The 17,783-nt window shown below is 63.6% G+C and carries 20 protein-coding genes and 1 pseudogene; 11 read left to right on the top strand and 10 right to left on the bottom strand.

What is annotated here, in order from left to right; all coding sequences use genetic code 11:
- The 6 genes and pseudogenes from WDW90_RS23135 to WDW90_RS23160 form a co-directional block, all read right to left on the bottom strand.
- Positions 1–481: pseudogene (locus WDW90_RS23135) on the bottom strand (hypothetical protein); the annotation flags it as partial.
- Between the two features lie 89 nt (positions 482–570).
- The gene (aspD, locus tag WDW90_RS23140; protein WP_336489813.1) at positions 571–2,217 is read right to left on the bottom strand and encodes an aspartate 4-decarboxylase; all 1,647 of its coding nucleotides are present in this window, start codon (positions 2,215–2,217) and stop codon (positions 571–573) included.
- A 27-nt stretch (positions 2,218–2,244) separates the two neighbouring features.
- Positions 2,245–3,924 (bottom strand): aspartate-alanine antiporter, encoded by a 1,680-nt coding sequence (aspT, locus tag WDW90_RS23145; RefSeq protein ID WP_336489814.1) that lies wholly within the window; start codon positions 3,922–3,924, stop codon positions 2,245–2,247.
- 95 nt (positions 3,925–4,019) lie between these two features.
- Positions 4,020–4,448: a phospholipase A2 family protein gene (locus WDW90_RS23150; protein ID WP_336489815.1), complete on the bottom strand. Its 429-nt coding sequence runs from the start codon at positions 4,446–4,448 to the stop codon at positions 4,020–4,022.
- Positions 4,449–4,817: 369 nt separating this feature from the next.
- Positions 4,818–5,684, bottom strand: a complete 867-nt coding sequence (locus tag WDW90_RS23155; protein WP_336489816.1) for a DUF4344 domain-containing metallopeptidase — start codon at positions 5,682–5,684, stop codon at positions 4,818–4,820.
- A 20-nt stretch (positions 5,685–5,704) separates the two neighbouring features.
- Positions 5,705–6,517, bottom strand: a complete 813-nt coding sequence (locus WDW90_RS23160) for a universal stress protein (protein WP_336489817.1) — start codon at positions 6,515–6,517, stop codon at positions 5,705–5,707.
- A 512-nt stretch (positions 6,518–7,029) separates the two neighbouring features.
- On the opposite strand from WDW90_RS23160, the gene WDW90_RS23165 reads away from it, so the two are divergent.
- Positions 7,030–7,263 carry a hypothetical protein gene (locus WDW90_RS23165; RefSeq protein WP_336489818.1) on the top strand — a complete coding sequence of 78 codons (234 nt, stop codon included), beginning with the start codon at positions 7,030–7,032 and terminating at the stop codon, positions 7,261–7,263.
- Positions 7,264–7,879: 616 nt separating this feature from the next.
- On the opposite strand, the gene WDW90_RS23170 is transcribed toward WDW90_RS23165, so the two are convergent.
- The 3 genes from WDW90_RS23170 to WDW90_RS23180 form a co-directional block, all read right to left on the bottom strand.
- Complete coding sequence (locus WDW90_RS23170) at positions 7,880–8,125, bottom strand: hypothetical protein (protein ID WP_336489819.1); 246 nt, start codon at positions 8,123–8,125, stop codon at positions 7,880–7,882.
- 329 nt (positions 8,126–8,454) lie between these two features.
- Positions 8,455–8,946 carry a hypothetical protein gene (locus WDW90_RS23175; RefSeq protein ID WP_336489820.1) on the bottom strand — a complete coding sequence of 164 codons (492 nt, stop codon included), beginning with the start codon at positions 8,944–8,946 and terminating at the stop codon, positions 8,455–8,457.
- A gap of 632 nt (positions 8,947–9,578) precedes the next feature.
- Positions 9,579–10,922 carry a tyrosine-type recombinase/integrase gene (locus WDW90_RS23180; protein WP_336489821.1) on the bottom strand — a complete coding sequence of 448 codons (1,344 nt, stop codon included), beginning with the start codon at positions 10,920–10,922 and terminating at the stop codon, positions 9,579–9,581.
- Between the two features lie 137 nt (positions 10,923–11,059).
- On the opposite strand from WDW90_RS23180, the gene WDW90_RS23185 reads away from it, so the two are divergent.
- From WDW90_RS23185 to WDW90_RS23220, 8 genes are all read left to right on the top strand, one after another.
- Positions 11,060–11,641: a hypothetical protein gene (locus WDW90_RS23185; protein WP_336489822.1), complete on the top strand. Its 582-nt coding sequence runs from the start codon at positions 11,060–11,062 to the stop codon at positions 11,639–11,641.
- A 12-nt stretch (positions 11,642–11,653) separates the two neighbouring features.
- Positions 11,654–11,899 (top strand): DNA-binding protein, encoded by a 246-nt coding sequence (locus WDW90_RS23190; protein WP_336489823.1) that lies wholly within the window; start codon positions 11,654–11,656, stop codon positions 11,897–11,899.
- Positions 11,896–12,366, top strand: coding sequence for a hypothetical protein (locus WDW90_RS23195; RefSeq protein ID WP_336489824.1), 471 nt, complete (start codon positions 11,896–11,898; stop codon positions 12,364–12,366). Before WDW90_RS23190 ends, WDW90_RS23195 begins: the two co-directional genes overlap by 4 nt.
- On the top strand, positions 12,363–12,614 hold the full coding sequence (locus WDW90_RS23200) for a DUF6074 family protein (protein WP_336489825.1): 252 nt from the start codon (positions 12,363–12,365) through the stop codon (positions 12,612–12,614). The genes WDW90_RS23195 and WDW90_RS23200 overlap by 4 nt, the downstream gene beginning before the upstream one ends.
- Positions 12,611–13,114 carry a GntR family transcriptional regulator gene (locus WDW90_RS23205; RefSeq protein ID WP_336489826.1) on the top strand — a complete coding sequence of 168 codons (504 nt, stop codon included), beginning with the start codon at positions 12,611–12,613 and terminating at the stop codon, positions 13,112–13,114. The genes WDW90_RS23200 and WDW90_RS23205 overlap by 4 nt, the downstream gene beginning before the upstream one ends.
- A 162-nt stretch (positions 13,115–13,276) precedes the next feature.
- On the top strand, positions 13,277–13,705 hold the full coding sequence (locus WDW90_RS23210; RefSeq protein WP_336489827.1) for a hypothetical protein: 429 nt from the start codon (positions 13,277–13,279) through the stop codon (positions 13,703–13,705).
- 200 nt (positions 13,706–13,905) lie between these two features.
- Positions 13,906–14,304 (top strand): hypothetical protein, encoded by a 399-nt coding sequence (locus tag WDW90_RS23215; RefSeq protein WP_336489828.1) that lies wholly within the window; start codon positions 13,906–13,908, stop codon positions 14,302–14,304.
- A 729-nt stretch (positions 14,305–15,033) separates the two neighbouring features.
- Positions 15,034–15,342: a hypothetical protein gene (locus tag WDW90_RS23220; RefSeq protein ID WP_336489829.1), complete on the top strand. Its 309-nt coding sequence runs from the start codon at positions 15,034–15,036 to the stop codon at positions 15,340–15,342.
- A gap of 202 nt (positions 15,343–15,544) precedes the next feature.
- On the opposite strand, the gene WDW90_RS23225 is transcribed toward WDW90_RS23220, so the two are convergent.
- Positions 15,545–16,039: an EF-hand domain-containing protein gene (locus WDW90_RS23225; protein WP_336489830.1), complete on the bottom strand. Its 495-nt coding sequence runs from the start codon at positions 16,037–16,039 to the stop codon at positions 15,545–15,547.
- A gap of 489 nt (positions 16,040–16,528) precedes the next feature.
- Between WDW90_RS23225 and WDW90_RS23230 the strand changes: the two genes are divergently transcribed.
- Both WDW90_RS23230 and WDW90_RS23235 read left to right on the top strand, forming a co-directional pair.
- Positions 16,529–16,981: a GspH/FimT family pseudopilin gene (locus tag WDW90_RS23230; RefSeq protein ID WP_336489831.1), complete on the top strand. Its 453-nt coding sequence runs from the start codon at positions 16,529–16,531 to the stop codon at positions 16,979–16,981.
- 94 nt (positions 16,982–17,075) lie between these two features.
- Positions 17,076–17,783 (top strand): prepilin-type cleavage/methylation domain-containing protein, encoded by a 708-nt coding sequence (locus WDW90_RS23235; protein ID WP_336489832.1) that lies wholly within the window; start codon positions 17,076–17,078, stop codon positions 17,781–17,783.

The following is a 17,783-nucleotide window of genomic DNA, read 5'->3' on the forward strand; positions in this document are numbered from 1 at the left end:
GGACGGCGTAGAGGTCGCCGCAGGATCGCTCGGCGTAATCCTCCGGCATCGGACAATCGCGGATCTGATCGATCGTCCTGCCCACGAGCCGGGTCCGCAGCCCCAAGCCCCTGATCACGATCGACGCCGTGCCGGCGCCGCGCTTCTGCGAAAGGACGACGCGCTCGCGGTAGAGCGTCGTCGCAGCGGGATCCGGCGTGTCCAGCAGGAGCTGGACGACGTCGCCCGGCAGGACGGCGCGCATCGTTTCCGTGGAGAAGGCTTCCGTCTGCTCGGCCGCAACGCTGCCATCGGCAGCATAGCCGGGTCCCACGCCGGTCGGCGTCACGAAGACGGTCTTCGCGGCCGCGCCCTGGGTGGCCAGCACAGCGAGGAGGAGCACCAACGGAAGCCAGCGCCCGATCTCGCGCAGCGGCCACGGAAGGGATGTCCCTTCCGTCGTCACGGCGTCAGCGGCATGCCCCTGTGAGGCGGCAATCATCGGCATTCTCGTGTCGCCACGGCACAGACGAGCGAGCCGTTCGGTCGGCCTTGTTTGCCCCGCCCGACCTCACGAAGCTTGATCGGAGCCTATTCTGCCGGAACCTCCTCGATTTCCTTCCTCTCCTCGGCCGCGCGCTTGCGTGCCTCGTAGGCATCCCTGTATCCGCGCGCGACGGCGCGGACGCCGCGGCCGATATCGTCGTAGACGTCGTCGGGCAGGTTGGCGAGGGAGACGCGCAGCGACCAGTTCGGTGCCTCGAAGCCGCCCCCGTTCAGAAGCACGATCCCGTGGACCTCGGCCAGGCGGAAGGCGAGGTCGAGGGGATGGACGTTCCGCTTCAGGTAGTCGACCGCATCGTCGCCGATGTTCTTCCGGGCCCAGAACTCGAAATCGATCAAACCGTAATAGGCATCGAAGTTGGAATTCGGGGTGAGCTTGAGACCGAGGCCCTCGATCATCGACCAGGCGCGCCGATTGACGATCTCCATGCAGGCGCTCTGATAGGCCTTCTTCTCGTCCATCAGCTCGGCCAGCGAGAAGAGGCTCATCATGACCTGCTGCGGCAGCGAGAGGCCGGCGGTGTGATTGAGCGCGACGTCGCGACTGTCGGCGACGATGCGGTCGATGAACTTGAGCTTTCTCGGCTCAAGCGTCAGCGGGCCGTAGCGCTTGTCGAGAGCCGCCGTCTCGCTGCCCGGCAACGCGGCGATCATCTTGTCGAAGATGTTGTTCTCATGAAGAGCGATGACGCCGAGCCGCCATCCGGTGCAACCGAAGTACTTCGAGTAGGAATAGACCCCGATGGTGTTCTGCGGCAACTCGGCCATCAATGATCGGAATTCATGCACGAATGTTCCGTAGACATCATCAGTCAGAATCATCAGGTCTGGACGCTTGGTTTTAACGAGCTTGGTGATCTTCGCGACCGTCTCGTTGCTCATTGCCATGCCGGTCGGATTGCCCGGATTGACGACGAAGAAGGCCTTGATCTTGGGGTCGAGAAGCTTGTTGATCTCGTCGTCCGTGAATTGGAATTTGTTCTCCTGCGGCGCCTTGATATGCACGACGTTCAGGGCGTAGTCCTCGAGATGCGTCATCTCAAGATACGGCGTGAAGATCGGCGTGCCGAGCGCGATTGTGTCTCCCGGAAGCAGCAGGCGATTGGCTTTCAGCGACTTGAAGAGGTAGCACATCGCGGCCGTGCCGCCTTCGACCGCGTAGAGGTCGAACTTGCCGGCAGGCTTCCGCGTCCCGCACATCGCCCACATCAGGTACTCATGGACGATCCGCTCGTTGTGGACGAGCATGCGGTCCGGAACGGGATAGTTGTCGCCGATGATCGAGTCGACGAGTTCGTGCACGAAGGCGTCCGGCTCGAAGCCGAAAGTCTTCACCGCGTAGGGGACCATGGCGGAGAGGAAGAGGGCGCCGGGCATCTCGGGATGTTGCGCGAGCCATGCGTCGAGGCGGGCGGCGATGCCGCCGGCCTGGGGCATTCCCCCGAGGCCCGCGGGGTGGCTCATCGCGCGCTTGCTCTCGCTGACCGCGAACTGACCGAGCAGGAAAAACCCCTCGCGCGGCGTCGTGGCAACCCAGTTGGGATTGCCGCGGCCGGCATTGAGGAAAGCCGCCTGCGTTCTCCGCGACGTCGACTTGGCCAGCTTGATCAGCTCGTCCTTGATCTCGAATGGACTAAGGGCCTCAAAATCTTTGAGATTCAGCGCTTCCGTCATGGTGATGCTCCGATTAATTCAATACAATCATGAAGAAAGAAGCACGATGACCATGCCGTAGATGGTCAGTACCGTATTGCCGATGGCGTACGGCATTCCGTAGCCGAGCGCCGGAATCTTGCTCTTCGCCGTTTCCTGGATCATGCCCAGGGCCGCGGTCGTCGTCCGGACGCCTGCACAGGCGCCGAACAGGATCGCCGGGTGGAACTTGAAGAGGTATCGGCCGATATAGACCGACAGGATCATCGGTACGGAGGTTGCCACGGCGCCCCAGAGGAACAGGCTCAGGCCGACCGACTTCAGCCCCGCGACGAAGCCGGGCCCGGCCGTGATGCCGACGACGGCGATGAACACGTTCAGCCCCAGCGTGTTCATGAGCCACAGAGCCGGCCCCGGGATGCGCCCGAAGACCGGCCGGATCGTCCGGAGCCAACCGAGCAGCAAGCCGGCGAGCAGCGCTCCGCCCGTCGTGGACAGGCCGATCGGAATGCCCCCGACCTTGTAGCTCAGGGCGCCCACCAAGCCGCCGAGCACGATACCGCCTCCGAGGAAGGCCACATCGGTGGTCTCGACCGGGCGATCCGGATAGCCGAGGTGCTCGATCGCCAGCTCCACATGACGGCGGCTGCCCACGAGGGTCAGGATGTCGCCGCGCAGGACCTGCGTGCCCGGCAGGACCGGAATCTCGATCATGTTGCGGGTGATCTTGCGCAGGTAGACGCCGCGCGCCCAGTCGCTCCCGGAGAGCTCCTGAAGGGTCTTGCCGCCAATCGTCTTGCTGGTCACGAAGACGTCGACAAACTCAGCTGGCAAATCGAGAAGCTCGCGGTCCTGCACCTCCTCGAGGATCGGGTTGATCGTCTCGACGAGATGCTCGCGGCGCCCGGAAATCGCGACGATGTCGCCGGGCTGCAGCACGGTGGTCGCGTCGGCCTCGATGATCTCCCGGCCGCGACGCAGGCGTTCGACGTAGACCCTCAGGCCGGGCCAGATATCCTTCACCGGCTGGCCGGCGATGGCACGATCCTGTGTGACGCGGTAGGCGCGCAGCTCGATGGCGCGGTAGGCGGACGTGAGGCCCGGATCGAGGCTCGTGCCGCCTCCCATCTCGGCTTCGTAGGCCTTGCAAGCCTTGGCGAGATCGACGCCGATCAATTTCGGGCCGAGCTGAGCCAGGATGATCGCCGAGCCGATCGTCCCGAAGATGTAGGTGACGGCATAGCCGATCGGGATCTGATCATTGTAGGTCTTCACCTGCTCGGGCGAGAGCCCGAGACGGGCGATCTGATCGGAAGCGACCCCGATCGACGCCGAGATCGTCTGTGAGCCTGCGTAGAGCCCGGCGGCATATCCGAGATCGAGGCCCGCTATACGGGCGCAGAGCAGCGGGACGATCAGGCACAGCGCGAGAACGACGAGCGAGAAGCCGATCTGCCTCGGGCCCTCCCTGGTCAATCCGCTCATGAATTGCGGGCCGACGCCGTAGCCGATGGCGAAGATGAACAGGATGAAGAAGGCCGCCTTGACGTTCGGGGAAATGGTAATGCCGAGCTGACCGATAACGACGGCGGCCAGCAGGGTGGCCGTGACGTTCCCGAGGCTGAATCCCGCGACCTTTCGGGATCCGATCGAGAAGCCGATGGCCAGCGACAGGAAGATCGCCAGCTCGGGGTAGCTCCGCAAGGTGCCGATAAACCAGTCGATCATGGCCGCGCTCCGGCAGAATGACATCTCGGCGTGATCAGCTTGGACCGCTCAGCCTCATCAGGTCAGGCGCGCGACGGGGTTGCGCGATTGAACCATCAGCGCGCGACGTAGACTGGGCGGTACAAGCCGGTCGGATCCCATCCGTAGCGTGCGGGGACCGGCGCCCGGACGGTGACGGGGGGAGCGGGGTCGAAGGGTAGCGCCGCAGCGCCGACGGAAATGAAGCCTGCAAGCGCGCGCACGTCGTCCGGTTGGCGCAGATCGCGCGAGATGATCCCGGCCTCGCGCTGCAGCCTCAGATTGCAGGCCCTGGAGGGAAGACCGCCGGCGGGCGTGCAGGCGTCGTGCCGTGCGCAGGCGGCGTCGAGAGCATCGATGGGTGGGAAGGGCGCGTTGTTTCCCAAGCCGCAATAGTTGCCGTGCAGGAGCAACGACGGCTCTTGCGGATAGGATTGCGCCCGTGCCGGTTCCGATGCGGCGAGGAATGCCGCCGGAATGAGCGACGCCACGATCCCGAAGGTCATGGCACGCGACCTCAGGCGCGCGCGGGGGGGCGATCCCGCCGAAGGATCTGCCCGAGCCATCCGGAGCGTCGTCATCGGATCGTCTCCCTGCCGGAGGACAACACACCGCAGCAAGCCGCATACGATCAGGCCACGCGCCCACATATCAGGTGCGCTCACCGTCGAACCCTGATGGAATCGAGGATAAAGCCGAGCCGAGCCGGACGCTTGATCGAAGGGGACAGCGTCCGGTCAATGAGCGAACTGTACCGAACCCGATCAGGTTTTCTATCTTTGGATAGCAACAATCGGCAAATACGGCTCCAGGCTACTCTTGCCATCGGGAAAGGACCCTGATCGTAGAGCCAATTTCCGACGGGCGAGAATGCTTCAGTGGCTTGCGGGCATATTGCCGAATGTGCGGCGCAGGCGTTCGCTACGTCTCGAGGCCACCCGCAGATGGGGAACGATCAGCATCCGGAAGGCCAGGACGATCCGGCTGTACTCTTCCTCGCAGGCCTTGGCCCGCTCGATCGGCAGATATTTCTTCTCGACGATGTAGCCGAAGCGGCGTCTGTCCGAGCCGTAGGCCATGCAGGCAAGGTTATAGAAGCGCTGCCAGGACAGGCCGTGTGCGTCGGCAAAGCTTCCCCGGTCGATCGGCTCGTGTCTGCCCAGCGTCGCGAAGAAGTAGCCGCTGCCGTTCACGACGCTGCGCGCGTCCGCGGGCGTGAGGTGGAGCAGAACGAGCGAGGCCACCTGATCGGCCGCATCCTCCTCACGACCGAGAACCGGGATCCGCAGGAGGTCGAACAGAGCGTGGCTGCTCTCGTGAAAGAGCACCTGGAGGACAGGTCCCCGGACGGCATCGTCCCGGGACACGCCGGCCGGCGAGGCCGTGGCGGGAGCCAGCCGCAGGATGCTGCCGACGAGTTCGTAGCAGATGGTGACGGCGTGCGTGCGCGGGTCATACCAGGCGTTGGGCTCGCCGGAGCATTCCTTGAGGCGGTAGGTCAGGCGCTTGGGGAGACGGACGAGATCGAAGGCTGCGGCGACCCGTTCCAGCACGCGCCGCCGCCGCATCGCGTCATAGATCTCGCGGTGATCGGGTTCCTTCGGGCGGTCGTACACGATGGTGATCGAATGCCTGCCCGCATGCGCGGGCTCCGTGGCCGCGAGGCTACAGAGGGCCGTGAGCGCGAACAGGCACGCCGAACCGGCGGTGAGGCGCGCCGGGCTCCGGGCCGATCTGCGCATCGCGCCAGCCCCTCTCAGGCCTAGTGGCTCATCAAGCAGCAGATCGGCGTCGTCTGCAGGATGTCCCGCGTCGCGCCGCCGAGGATCCATTCCCGCAGCCGCGAATGGCCGTATCCTCCCATCACGAGGAGGCCGGCCTTCTGCGCCTCGGCAAACCTCAGGATCTCGCCGATCGCGCTCAGGGCCGGGCTGGGCAGAAGCTGGGTCGTGGCGCGGGCGTTATGGCGGGCGAGATGTCCGGCCACCTCCTCGGCACCCTCGCCATGCCCATCCGCGCCCGCGGTCGCCACGAAGACCTGCTCGGCGCGCGTGATGAGCGGCAATGCACCGGACACGGCCCGGCGCGTCTCCGGCGTGTCCTTCCAGGCCACGACGATGCGAGCGGCCTGAACCGCGGCGACGCCGGGCGGCACGAGGAGCACCGGTCGCCCGACCTCCATCAGCACCGGACCCGGCAGTACGGCCATGTCGCCCGGATCCTCGTCTCGAGGGCCACGGCGGCCAACGACGACGAGGTCGGCAGCGCGTGCCTTCTCCACGAGGAGGGCGAGCGGAGAGGTCGCGGCCGAGTGCCAAGCCGTCTCCACCTCCCCCGCGTCGCGCTCGAACGTGTCTCGGACCTGCGCTAGTTCCTCGGCGATCTCGGCCTCTGCCTTGGCATAGACGGCCTGAGCCTCCTGAATGTCGCGGACCGAGATCGGCCCCCGGATCGCGCGGGCCGCCACCCCCGTCAGCGAGGCGCCGAAGCGTCGGGCAAGGTCGGCTGCGAGGCGGACCCGGTCGCGCGCGGCTGATCCGGGATCCGCCGACACCAGGATATTTGCGAAGGACATGCTCTCCTCCCACGGATGAAGACGCTGATCTTGTGGAATGACGTTTTACAGCAAAGTCTGGCACGGGATTGCCGGGCGCGGCCCCATCGCTCCAAGCATGGAAGAAATGATGATGTCGCGAAGAGGCGCGCCAATCTCGATCGACTTGATCGGACTTGGCATTCGCGAAATTTTTCAGATTCCAACAACGTTGACGGTAGCACCGAGTGCTGATCGGTGCTTGATCCAACAGGACATTCGGCGGGGTCGGTCGCGAAGCTTCGGCCAAGGCCGTTCGTTCCGAGGACCACGTGATAGCCGCTGCCTGCTCCGACTGGAGGCAGGGACCGTTCCGGGGCTCGCGGGCGGCTGGACGCCAAGCGTCGCAATCTCGAGGCTCGGGCTCGGTGCCTGCGCGGCCGACCTGTCGGCGTCGGCCGCAAGCGGATCGTTTCCTGACGCGCGTTGGTGCCGCTGTACAGGTGGATACGGTCACGCTTCTGCCTCAGTGGGATCGTTGTTCGACACTGTCCATGACCGACTCGCCCACCTTCGAGATCCGCATCACCACCAGCGCGACGCGCAGCATCCTGCGTGCGCCGACCGAGCGCGAGGTGGCCACGAAGGCGGAACTCCTCATCCGCAGGGTTCACGCACGCGGCGAGTTGATCGCCTTCAGCATCGCAGGGCCGGGGACAGCCGCCGTCGTCCGGATCAAGGCCTACCTTGAGGACGTTCTCGTCGAGGTTGCGCGACTGAGCATCTGATACCGTTTCCTGTACCTGAGCGCGGGCCGTGTTTTGATATGGCCTCGGCGTCTGGCGATCTGACGGTTTCCAGCTCCGGCGTGGATGCCGCTTGGGGGCATGCGCGTGGCAATCGTCAATTGGCACGATCCCGGACGCCCTGTCGCGTTCGTCCGAACAGTCGGCTGGGCCTCGCTCATGCGGGCGCCCGCGTACAGGACAGGAGCCGGCTTCCTGCGCGAACAGGGCGAGCAGGCGTTCGAACAGCGGCTTGGAGACGTCGTTGCCGACGTACCAACGGCTCTCGCCGGTGGCGGGCGCGACGAAGGCGGTGGCGTTGAGCCATTCGTAGCGAAGATGGCCGAGCGCGGTGGGCCTGTCTCCGCGCGGTGCCCGGATCCGGAGGGCACCTGATGCATGAGCGGGCTCATCCCTGGGGGTGAGCAACGAGACGCAACCTCACGCGCCGATTGGCTGGCGGGCCGAGCTCACGAGATGCCGGCCCTTGAGCGGCCTCGGCAACAGCAGCGGGAGGTGCCGGGCCGCGTCGCTCCGACGAGCCGTTGCGGTCACCCTTATGCCCGGACCAGGTTTGCTCGGCAGAGTGCCCAGATTCAGCTGCCCCACGAGGCGCCGCTCACGAGGGCTTGGGCGCTTTGGCGGTCAGTCCAAGCATGGTCTGCAGGATGATCTCGCGATGCCTTCGCGCCTTGAGGAGGCCGTCCTCCAGGATTCGGAGCATGTCGGCGGCGAGGCTCGTGTCCTGACCGACTGAGCTGAACCGCGCCACGACCAGCTTCTGCGCCGCGACACGCGCCTCCTCCTCGGCGACGTGCCGGTTGGCGAGGGCCAGCTGCTCACGTTCTCGTGCAAGGTCCGTCATGGCAAGCGGATCCTAGATCAGTCCACCCGAGGTGCAGCAACATTTGACTGAGGGCTGCCGTACGGCGCGTCGGGCACGGCACGGCCTGAACGGCCGTGTCGGGCGCGGCGCAGCCATTCCGCTGCCGACCTGTGAGCTCCTACGCCCTGTGTGCGCCTTCTGAACGGATGCCCAGCGCCAGGTTTTACCCCTTGCGAGCCGCCGTACTCACCGCCGTCGATTCATGAACCACCCCGATGAAGCAGTGCATGCCAACTCGGAAGGGCGCGCGGCGGCAGGACCCCCGGGCCGCGAGCCCTTCCGATATGCGCCGGAGCAGCGTGCCGCTCTCAGTACGACCAGCCGTAATATGGGCTCCCGTAATAGCCGTAGCCGTAATAGCCGGCCGGGGCGTATCCGTAGCCGTATCCGGAGCAGTATGGATCGTAGGCGCTGCAATAGGGATAGCCGTAGCCGTAGCCGAGAGCGGAGCCGGCCGCGAGGCCAAGCCCGAGGCCGGCCAAGCCCCAGCCGTAGCCGCCCCGCCAACCGTAGCCGCGCCAGCCGTAGCCGCCGCGCCAGCCGGCACCTCGCCACCCGAGGCCAGCGCCGCGCCAGCCAATGCCCGCGCCGCGCCAGCCTCCGAAGCCGCCGCGGAACCCTCCGCCGCCGAACCCGGCACCCCGGAACCCTCCGCCGCCGAAGCCGCCTCCGCGGAACCCTCCGCCGCCGAAGCCGCCTCCGCGGAACCCTCCGCCACCGAAGCCGCGCGCGTCGGCGGGATCGGGTGCAAATGCCAGAGCGGCGAGGAGCGCCGTCGCCGCAAGCGCAAGACGTTTCATGTCAGCACCTCCCGATAAATGCCCGCTCGTCATGACAACGCGCGTGCCGCGAAGCTTGTTCTCTGCAAGTTGCAAATCCCGTGCTTCAATGACCGCCTGCCCTACTCCGTATAGGCGTAATCTCGATTCTCCACGATGGTTCGGCATGCGAACCCGCACTGCCGTCGTTCGCCGGCGGCGGCGGGCCGTCGACTGTGCCGAGCGGGAAGGTCTCGGACGCGGAATGGTATCCGAACACAGCGTATCCCGGGCCGCCGCTCTCCGCGAACCTCTCGCTGCCCTTCACCACGACATTCGCGTCGTGCTGGGTGCCCGGCGCCCTATCCCTGGGCGGCCGCGGGCCAGACTTCATCAACGCGGTCGGCGCCTTCGGTGACAGCCTCGGACCGCACCTGGCCCGTCCTCATCACGCCTCCGCGAGGCGTTCGGCCTTCCTCGCGACCGCGTCCGCAGCAATTGGCGTGAAGACGTTGACGAGGTTGGCCGCAGGCATCCGACCACAGGCTTCAGCAGGTCCCTCCGACCCGGCGGCGCCATGCCGGCGCGCGGCGTTCTCGAAGGGAGTGAGGCTGGCGACCCCGGTAGGGCTCGAACCTACGACCTGCCGCTTAGAAGGCGGCCTGGGCCATGAACTAAGCCATTACCGGCGTTGCCGAAACCAGTCTGTTGTCATTCTCGTGTTGCGTTGGTGTTGCAGGCTGTGCGTCGCCAAGCACCGAAAGCTCCCCCGCAGTAGCAGCGCGCCGGTCCGTCCGTCCAGAGTTGAACAGATGGCCATAGACTCGTTGCGTGAACTCCGGCGACTCGTGTCCGGCCCACTCCGCCACCTGCTTGATGTTGGCGCCCTCATCGATCCAGAGGCTCACAGCGAAGTGCCGAAAGCTGTGCGCCGTCCACCTAGGCGAGCCATCTGCGCTGACGATGCCGAGGGCGACCTGTAGCGGCGCGATCTGCCGGTTTACGATGTTCGGATAGCCGAGCGGAGTGCCGGTCTCGGACGGAAAGACCAACCCATCCGTCCGCCCGCTCATCGCCTGCCAATTCGCTAGGATTGCGGCGAGCTGCGGACCGATCGGAATGCTTCGCAGCGCGGCGACCGTCTTCACCGCCTCCCGCACATTGTAGCGGTCGGCCGCTTCGCGCACCTCAACCTGCTCCGCGCGAACTCGGTGCCACCCGAGCCCTCTCGCCTCCCCGATCCGAAGCCCTGCCAGGGCCATCGTCGCCAGCATGGGCCGAAGCCAAGGTGTTGGCCGAAAGGCCTCGGTCTCTGCTTTCGGATGCTCGGCCCGAAACGCCCTCAGCGCCGAGATCGGATGCTGCGTTGACGTGCGACGCACCTCGATGGTCTGGAGGCCCACTGCCGTGCGCGCGCGGGCGATCAGAAAGAACGCATCGAAATCGGCAGCAGCGGCGAGCATGGCGCGTACAGCGTCACGTTCTGGGATCCGCACCCTCTCTTCTGCATCGCGAATCTCCGCTCGGCGCGTGCGTCGCCGGCTGCGCAGGGAGCGGACGGGATTGCTGTAGGCAAGGCGCCGGCGAATCGCTTCGTCGAAGATTGCACCTAGCACGATGCGAGCTCGCCGGCAGGTGTCGTCGGTCCGGCCCTCCGCCTTCAGCTTCTCAAGCCAATCTCCGACGTCTGCCGGATGCACCTTCGGTAGCAAGCGCGAGCCGAGGAATGGCTGCACGTGGCCGCGGTAGTACACGCGGTAATTGTGCAGCGTGGCGCCGGCCGCTTTGTCGGCCTCAAGGGCGTTGATCAACAGCGCATAGGCCTGATCCACGGTGCTGGCAGTGCGGTCCGGCACGTGGTTGCCGGCTGCAACCTCGCTCCGAGCTCGCGTCAGAAACGCGTCCGCCTCCCGCTTGGTAGGAAATTGCTTGAAGCGGCGCGCCCCTCCGCCGTCGGTGTATCCCGCCAGCCAAACGACCTTACCGCTTGGAAGCGTTCGCTTTCGAATCGTAGCCATTCGCAGCCTCCCGTACCGCTGAGGAAAATCTGTTGTGCTATGGAGCGGCAAGCAGTTTATCTGATACCGTCTCAGATAGCGCTTGCGCACTTCATTCGTAACGGTTACAGATAAAGCGGTCGGACGCAATGGCGCTGTTGAGCACCCTCGTGGAGAGGATCGCAGAGGTCGAAGGGATCGACGCAACCTATGCCAGTGGCGTGGCTCGCTATCTGCGTGAGGCTGGTCTTTTGACTCAAGCCGGGCGGGGTCGCGGCGCGGCTCACATGAATATTACGGACGCGGCTAGATTATTGATCGGATTGAATGCCTCGGTCACAGCTAAGGAGGCGCCTGATTACACAAGGAAATTTGGTGAACTAAAGATGATTTGGGACGAATATGCAAAAATTGGTGGAGTATGTGAGAAGGGCCAGTTACTTCTTCCTGCCATCGAAAACTTGATAGAACTTTGTGGGCAGCAATCTTTGAGGCGGAAATTTGAACAGGCAGATCTTGAAATAAAAATACAGTTTAATCTCCCCGTGCCTCATGTATTTATACACATCTTCGAGACAACTGAAGACGAGTTCTGTATTCCGGACACCAAGGAAGTCGCGAGAGGCATGTATGGATCAAATATGGCTAAAATTCCTTTCAAGATGATGCCAGACAAGATAGTGACGACAACTATTACTCAGCGGACGCTGCTAGTTGCTGCTGATGTAGTTGCGAGCTAAAGGGAAGCACAAATGAACGCTGATGCAACGCGCCTTTCTGGCGCGAGCGGGAGGGGTTTGTCTCTCGCCGAGGACTTGATGACAGGGGCTGAAGCGATTGCTGTCTTCATGTTCGGCGACGCGTCGGAGACGAACAAGCGCAAGGTCTACCACGCCTCCGACAAGCTCGGTCTGCCGACGTTCAAGCTCGGCGGAACTATTTGCGCCCGGCGCAGCACCATCATTGCGTGGATCGAAGAGCGGGAGCGCGCGATATGACTGCAGACCTTCGTGAAGCATTTCATCTTGCATCTGTCGCTTATATCGAATGGAAACGTCGAAACGACGAGCAAAGGACCTGGGGGTATTTGGTAGATGAGCATGGGAAGCGCGGTTATGATCCTGAGCCGACCGTGCAGTTTTTCGGAAGAGAGCGGCTACTGTCGGAAATATGCAATTACGCCTTGGCCATCAGAGATGATCTCCCGCTTCACATGCAGCAACTATATGGTATGGTCGATGCAGTCGGGCCTCTCCTTCCTGAAAAGTACTCAGAGGCAGCAAGAGAGCTTTTAGGCTGTATTGAGTTCGAACTGCGTGAGCAGCAAGACGCGCCGATCGAGAAACCGTCACTCGTGGACAAAATTCGTGAGCGTTCTTTTCGTGAGGGAGTGAGCGCCGCTCTTCATGCGGTAAGGCAGAATTTGGCCGAGGAACGAAAAGGTCAAGGAGGGACGAAGATATGACCGCGGTCGTACTTCCCTTCCGCTTCGCCCGGCGCTTACCACAGATCCAGAGGACGGCTGGCTACATGACCACAGTGCCAGCCAGCCACGCTGAGGGGCACCTTCGTGAACAGCTTCGCCGCCTCGAGGGCAGCCTACGACGGAAGGGCGTTGCCGAGGATCTCATTCGATCCGAGTTGGCGAGCTACGAAGGTGCTATCCGCGCTCATCTCTGGCGGCTCCTGATCCACCAAGGAGGTGTCGCGTGAGAAAGGCCGATTCCAAGGGCAACCCAAGGAAAGAGCCTCAGCACGTCCGTTTATATGACTGGCTGACTGAGTCTTCTGCTTGGCGGCATCTCAGCACCGATGCCCGCGCGCTCTACATCCTAATCAAGCAGAAATACAAGGGCATGAACAACGGCCGCATCATTTTATCGGTGAGACAGGCGGCTGGGAACCTCAACATCAGCAAGACCAGCGCCGCGAAGGCCTTTCAGGAATTGCAGGCGCTCGGCTTCATCGAGGTGGTGATCCGTGGAGCCTTCAATAGCCGCAAGGACGGCCGGGCCACAGAGTGGCGTTTGACCGAACACGGCTGCGACGTTTCAGGCGATTTGGCCACCAAGCGCTTCATGAGCTGGGTGCCCGGAAGAGATTTCACGGTCCGCGCTGTAGGACGCTCAGTCCCTCAGGAAGGACAGTCGGTCCTCCAGGGCGGACCGATCAGGTCATCTATTCCTAGAACGGTCCCTCTCCGCGGACTGTGAAGACCCGCTTCGGCTTTCTCACGGTCCCTCAGGGCGGACACATCTAATATACCAGGTCCCTGAGCGCAGAGACTTCTCCGGCTCAGGTCGTCCACCAGCATTCAGAGATCAGCTGCCGCCGGTAGCTGTGCGCCCTCGCGCTATCGAGGAGAGGAGAAAGCTATGCCTTCTGTCCAAGATGAAGACGTCCGTCCCGATCCGGTGGGTGAAGCCGTGCGCAGCGTGCTTTCCTACCTTGAAGCGAACCGAACCGAGCGCGACGAAGAACCACCCGTTGGACCGGCTCATGATCCTCTGCAGCCCCCCGTTGATTTTACCGAACTCCGAGTTCGCTACCTGATTGCGTTAGCACTTCATGTCACATCCAAGGCCTTCCTCGCGGAGCCAAGCGTCGGTCAATCCGAAGCTCAAGATATGCGGGAGCTGCTCAGCGCGCGCTATCATCATCTTTGGTGGGGCTTCCTAAACGAAGAGGATACGCGCCTTGCTGTGTCCTTGGGCTTCGTACCGACCAGCAGCACGACAGCCATGCAGGTGATCAGCTTCTTGAAGGCGAGCAGCCCTGGATATCGTGATCCTGCATGTGTCTGAGCGAGATGGTTGGTGAGGTGGTGCACGCCACCTCCTCAGCCCAGAGCTGTGCCTGGTCGCGCTGAGACAGTCACGTCGTTCGAGGAGCGGAGTCGCGCAGGCCCCGCCCCTGCCGGTCACGTATAGCGCCGGACAACGTCACGTCGCCCGCCTCGTGTGGCGCGCTGCGCAGCCCCCTTCCTCAATTTGGAGTCGTTCAGATGTCTGATCTCAATCCCGTCCTGTCTTCAGCCCCCCGGTCCGGTAAACCGCCGCAGTCGATTGGCGGCGGCTACTTCATCCTTCGCCGCGCCAAGAAGAGCCGGCGTCTGACGCTGATTGGGAGATGCCCTTACGAGCACGGCAGCCTCGAGGAGGCAGACGCGCAGGTAAAGGTTCTCGCGGCGCGGACTGGGGGCGAATTTGCGGTATTCCGGCAGGTCGGCACGGTGGTGCCTCCGGCCACTTCGGAGATCGAGCAGGTCGCGGCTGCTCCGTCGCCTACCGACCCCATCCCCAAAGCCCCTGAGCCGGCATCCAAACCAGCTCTGATCGTGGAACGTCGCCGTAGGCGTGCCATCAGCCCGCACAGGGCGATCAGCCAGGGCGGGCACGTCTGAGAGATCATCGTGGGCTTGGCTCATGTGCATGAAGGTACAGTGGAGCGTCGGCTAGTTCTTCAGATCGGCATCGAGCGCATGAATCCTATGGCGCAGTGCTGATTCCGATCGCGAATTTCAGAGGCCGAACCATTCGGGCCGACCTTCCGGGGTCATCCTCGGAATGAGGCCGTCAGCGTCGCTCATCAAATCCGTTCACTGCGCTGATCAGGCCGTCTGGTCTGGCCAGCGCGGTGTCCGCTGCCCCGAATAGCTCCGGCGCTCCACGCTTCGCCATCTGGCTCGGCTTGAGCGCCACAACTCCGAAGCGAGTAAAAAGATGTCTCAGCAGACCTGGTCAGCGCATCGCCGCCGGGAGAAGCGGCGCCTTTCTGATGCGATTTTCCGCGAGGCACATCCATGGTGTGTCCGCTGCCAAGCCGAAGGCCGCAACATATCATCTGTGCTCTGTACTCCCGCTGGCCATCAGCCCCGCGAAGCCCTCTGCCGACGACACCACGCGGCGATTAGCAAAGCATTGCCTGCGAACTTGTTGGAGGCCCCAGGGGGTAGGAAAAGTATGCAAAATTGAGGGCGTTTACCGCACCGGGTTTCACGCGCAGAGATTATTTTTTGGTCCAGGAATTTCGAAATCAAGAGAGGAGATCGATGGCTAGTTCCCATGGCGGCCGCCGACCTGGAGCCGGACGGAAGCCGCGCCCATTAGTGGCGCCGAGGCCGGCCTTTCTGGTGCGGGATGAGATCGAAAGTCTGCCGGATACCGAATCCGGGCGGCTGAGGCGGTGTGTGCTGGCGCTGGCCGCATATGGTGCACGCGACGACGAAATTGGCACCGCTGTTGGCTTAGATCCTGTGGCGCTAGTCGAGCGCCATGGTGGCGACCTCGAGCAAGGCCGCCGGATGCTCGGAGCCAACATCCGGCTCGAGTTGCTTCGGTCGGCGACGGGCGACGGGCGGCCGTGGAGCCTGAGCGCAGCGGTCTACGCGCTGCGGCATTTTCTCGGCACACCATCAGCACCACGCGGCCATCGCGGTTGAAGATTGTTTCGCCAGAGCGACTGGGGTGAACAGCTCGTTCAAACGTTCGGCTGCGCGCCAGCGCAAGCTGACCCGTTGCCGAAAAGCAGACCTTCAGCTTTGCGCCCATTCCGGCCGTTCAGCTAGTCCAGCCGGCATCTTCGAAGCGGACATCGCAGTAGGTCAGGTGGATCGGTCTGAGGGCGCCACTACCAGATGCTGGCTAGACAACCTCACGCCTGCGGATTGCGAGAGCGATAACCTCCTCCTGGGTGCAGCGAGGCCGCGAGTTCTCGGATGAACCGAGCACGACGAACTGATCGTAGTTGAGAGCGAGAGAGCCCCTGGCAGCCGCTGCCAACTCGCCCTTCACGCCGGGGCGAAACGTGACCCCGTTGAGTGTGCCGGTCCCGGCTGATCGCCAGCGCCGGAAAATGCGTCCGAGCGCATCGTCGTAGGCTTGCGTGCGTCCATACCGCTGGGCGAGGGCTTGCAGGCCGGGGCTGAATTCTTTGAACTCCGTGCTGGATACCTGTCCGTCGTGATTGTGGTCCATCGACGCGAAGACGCTTGCGACGTAGCGGTTGATCTCGGCGGCGCTGGTACGCCCATTTCCCTCGCGATTGTCCCTCCTGAAGATCGTCCGCAACGCATGATCGAGCTCCTGGGACGGAACAGAGGCGCCGTCCGGCACCGGAGCTGAGAGCACGGAGATCACGGCGACGGCCAGAGTTCAATCTTGTCGCCGTCGTCTCCTCCGGTAAACCAATTGAGATTGTAGCTTCTCCGTCCGAGACTGGCCTGACCGCTATTTTGGGCGGTCTGGTTGAAAGGTTATGGCATGGCGGTAGTCATGAGTAGCCAGGATCTCCGATCCGGCCATGTCACGATCTGCCGCTGTACGAATTGCAACACTCGCGCGGCACTCATTGCGCCGACCGATTCTGCTCTTTGGATCGGGGTCGAGCGTCATGTGTTGCATGGCGAGCACATCATGTCGCTGGTACGGTATAAGCACGATATCTCATCTGAGCGCATCTTGTATATGGTTCGCAGACTGCGCGCGGATTTTGCAGCGTGAAGCTATGTCCAAAACCAAACCAGATCGATGCTGATGGCCGCCGGAACCGCGAGTCCGGGTGACGGCACGGCCAGGAAATGGCTGCCTCGATCCTTCGTAATCACGCCTCCGCCGGAGCGAAGTGCCTTGGCGGGCTGCGAGGGCTTCGTCCTCCTTGAACTAATTATCGCGCTAGCCTTGATCGGCCTCCTCATTGGCGTCGCCCTACCGCATGCAGTCTTCCGGGGCGGCACAGCAGACCTGCGGGCTGCAGCCGCCGAGATTGCCGCCCTTCTACGGGCGGACCGCAACGCCGCTCTTCGGTATGGTCAACCCGTAACCGCCATTGTCGACTTCATGGGGCACCGCGTCCGCTCCGGCGGCGCGGGCGGCGAAGTCGCTATCCCGGCGGAGATCGCCCTGCGCGTCTCCAGCGAGGGCCGTGCCGGCATCCGCTTCTACCCGGACGGGACCGCATCGGGCGGCGAGATCTTTCTAGCGCGCGTAGCGACTGGAGCGAATGACCTGCTTGCTGTCCGGATCGACCGGGTCACGGCCGCCGTGACCATCCGGGTTGCGGTAGGCACGACCAATGACTGACTCGGCCCTCACATTCAGGTGCCTAGCTCGGAGGGCCCGAGAAGCTGCACTGTCAGCATCTCGGCAGGCTCGCCGCGACGCGAGCGGATTCGTAATGGCCGAGGCCTTGGCCGCACTTACAGTTGGCGCTGCGACCCTCGTAGCACTGGCTAGTCTTGTGGCGCTGTTCTCCCAGAATGCCGGAGGGGTGGCAGCGCGCTTCGAGGAGATCGAGGCCCGAGAGCGCTGCCTCCAGTCGCTTGCGAAGGACATCAGCCGAGCTGCACGGGCTCGCTGGACCGGCAATATACCGCGCCCCTTCGTGTTCGTCGGCGCCCCCGACCGCCTGCTGTTCGCCATCGACGATATTGGCGGAGGAGGGCCGGAACACCCCATCGTGATTGAGATCCAGGCTGTCTCCAATCTTCGCGGCGGATTGATCTTGCGGGCAACCGCATCCCTCGGTCCGGCCAGCACGGGTATCGACACGCTTCGCTTCGCGCCGCCACACGTCTTGTATCGCGGTCCTTGGTCGGTTCGCTTCGCCTATGTGACGGCGGCGACCCGGACCGAGCCCGAGATCTTGACGGATGTGTGGTCAGACCCAGCCGCAATGCCGTCGGCTGTACGCATCTCTCTCGTCAACGCGCAGTCGGGCCATGCTGTCTCCCAGCTCCGGGTCAAGCTGCGCCATGAGGGAGAAATAGGTTGCCTGTCCCCAGCGAAGGGGTTCTGCAGCCGCAAAGTAGATCAAGTGCCGCCCGACGAGGATGGCTCATCCATCGCCGCGATCCTGGGCAACCTGCATTTGGAACGGCGGTGA

The sequence above is a fragment of the Methylobacterium nigriterrae genome, assembly GCF_037106235.1.
Taxonomy (GTDB): domain Bacteria; phylum Pseudomonadota; class Alphaproteobacteria; order Rhizobiales; family Beijerinckiaceae; genus Methylobacterium; species Methylobacterium nigriterrae.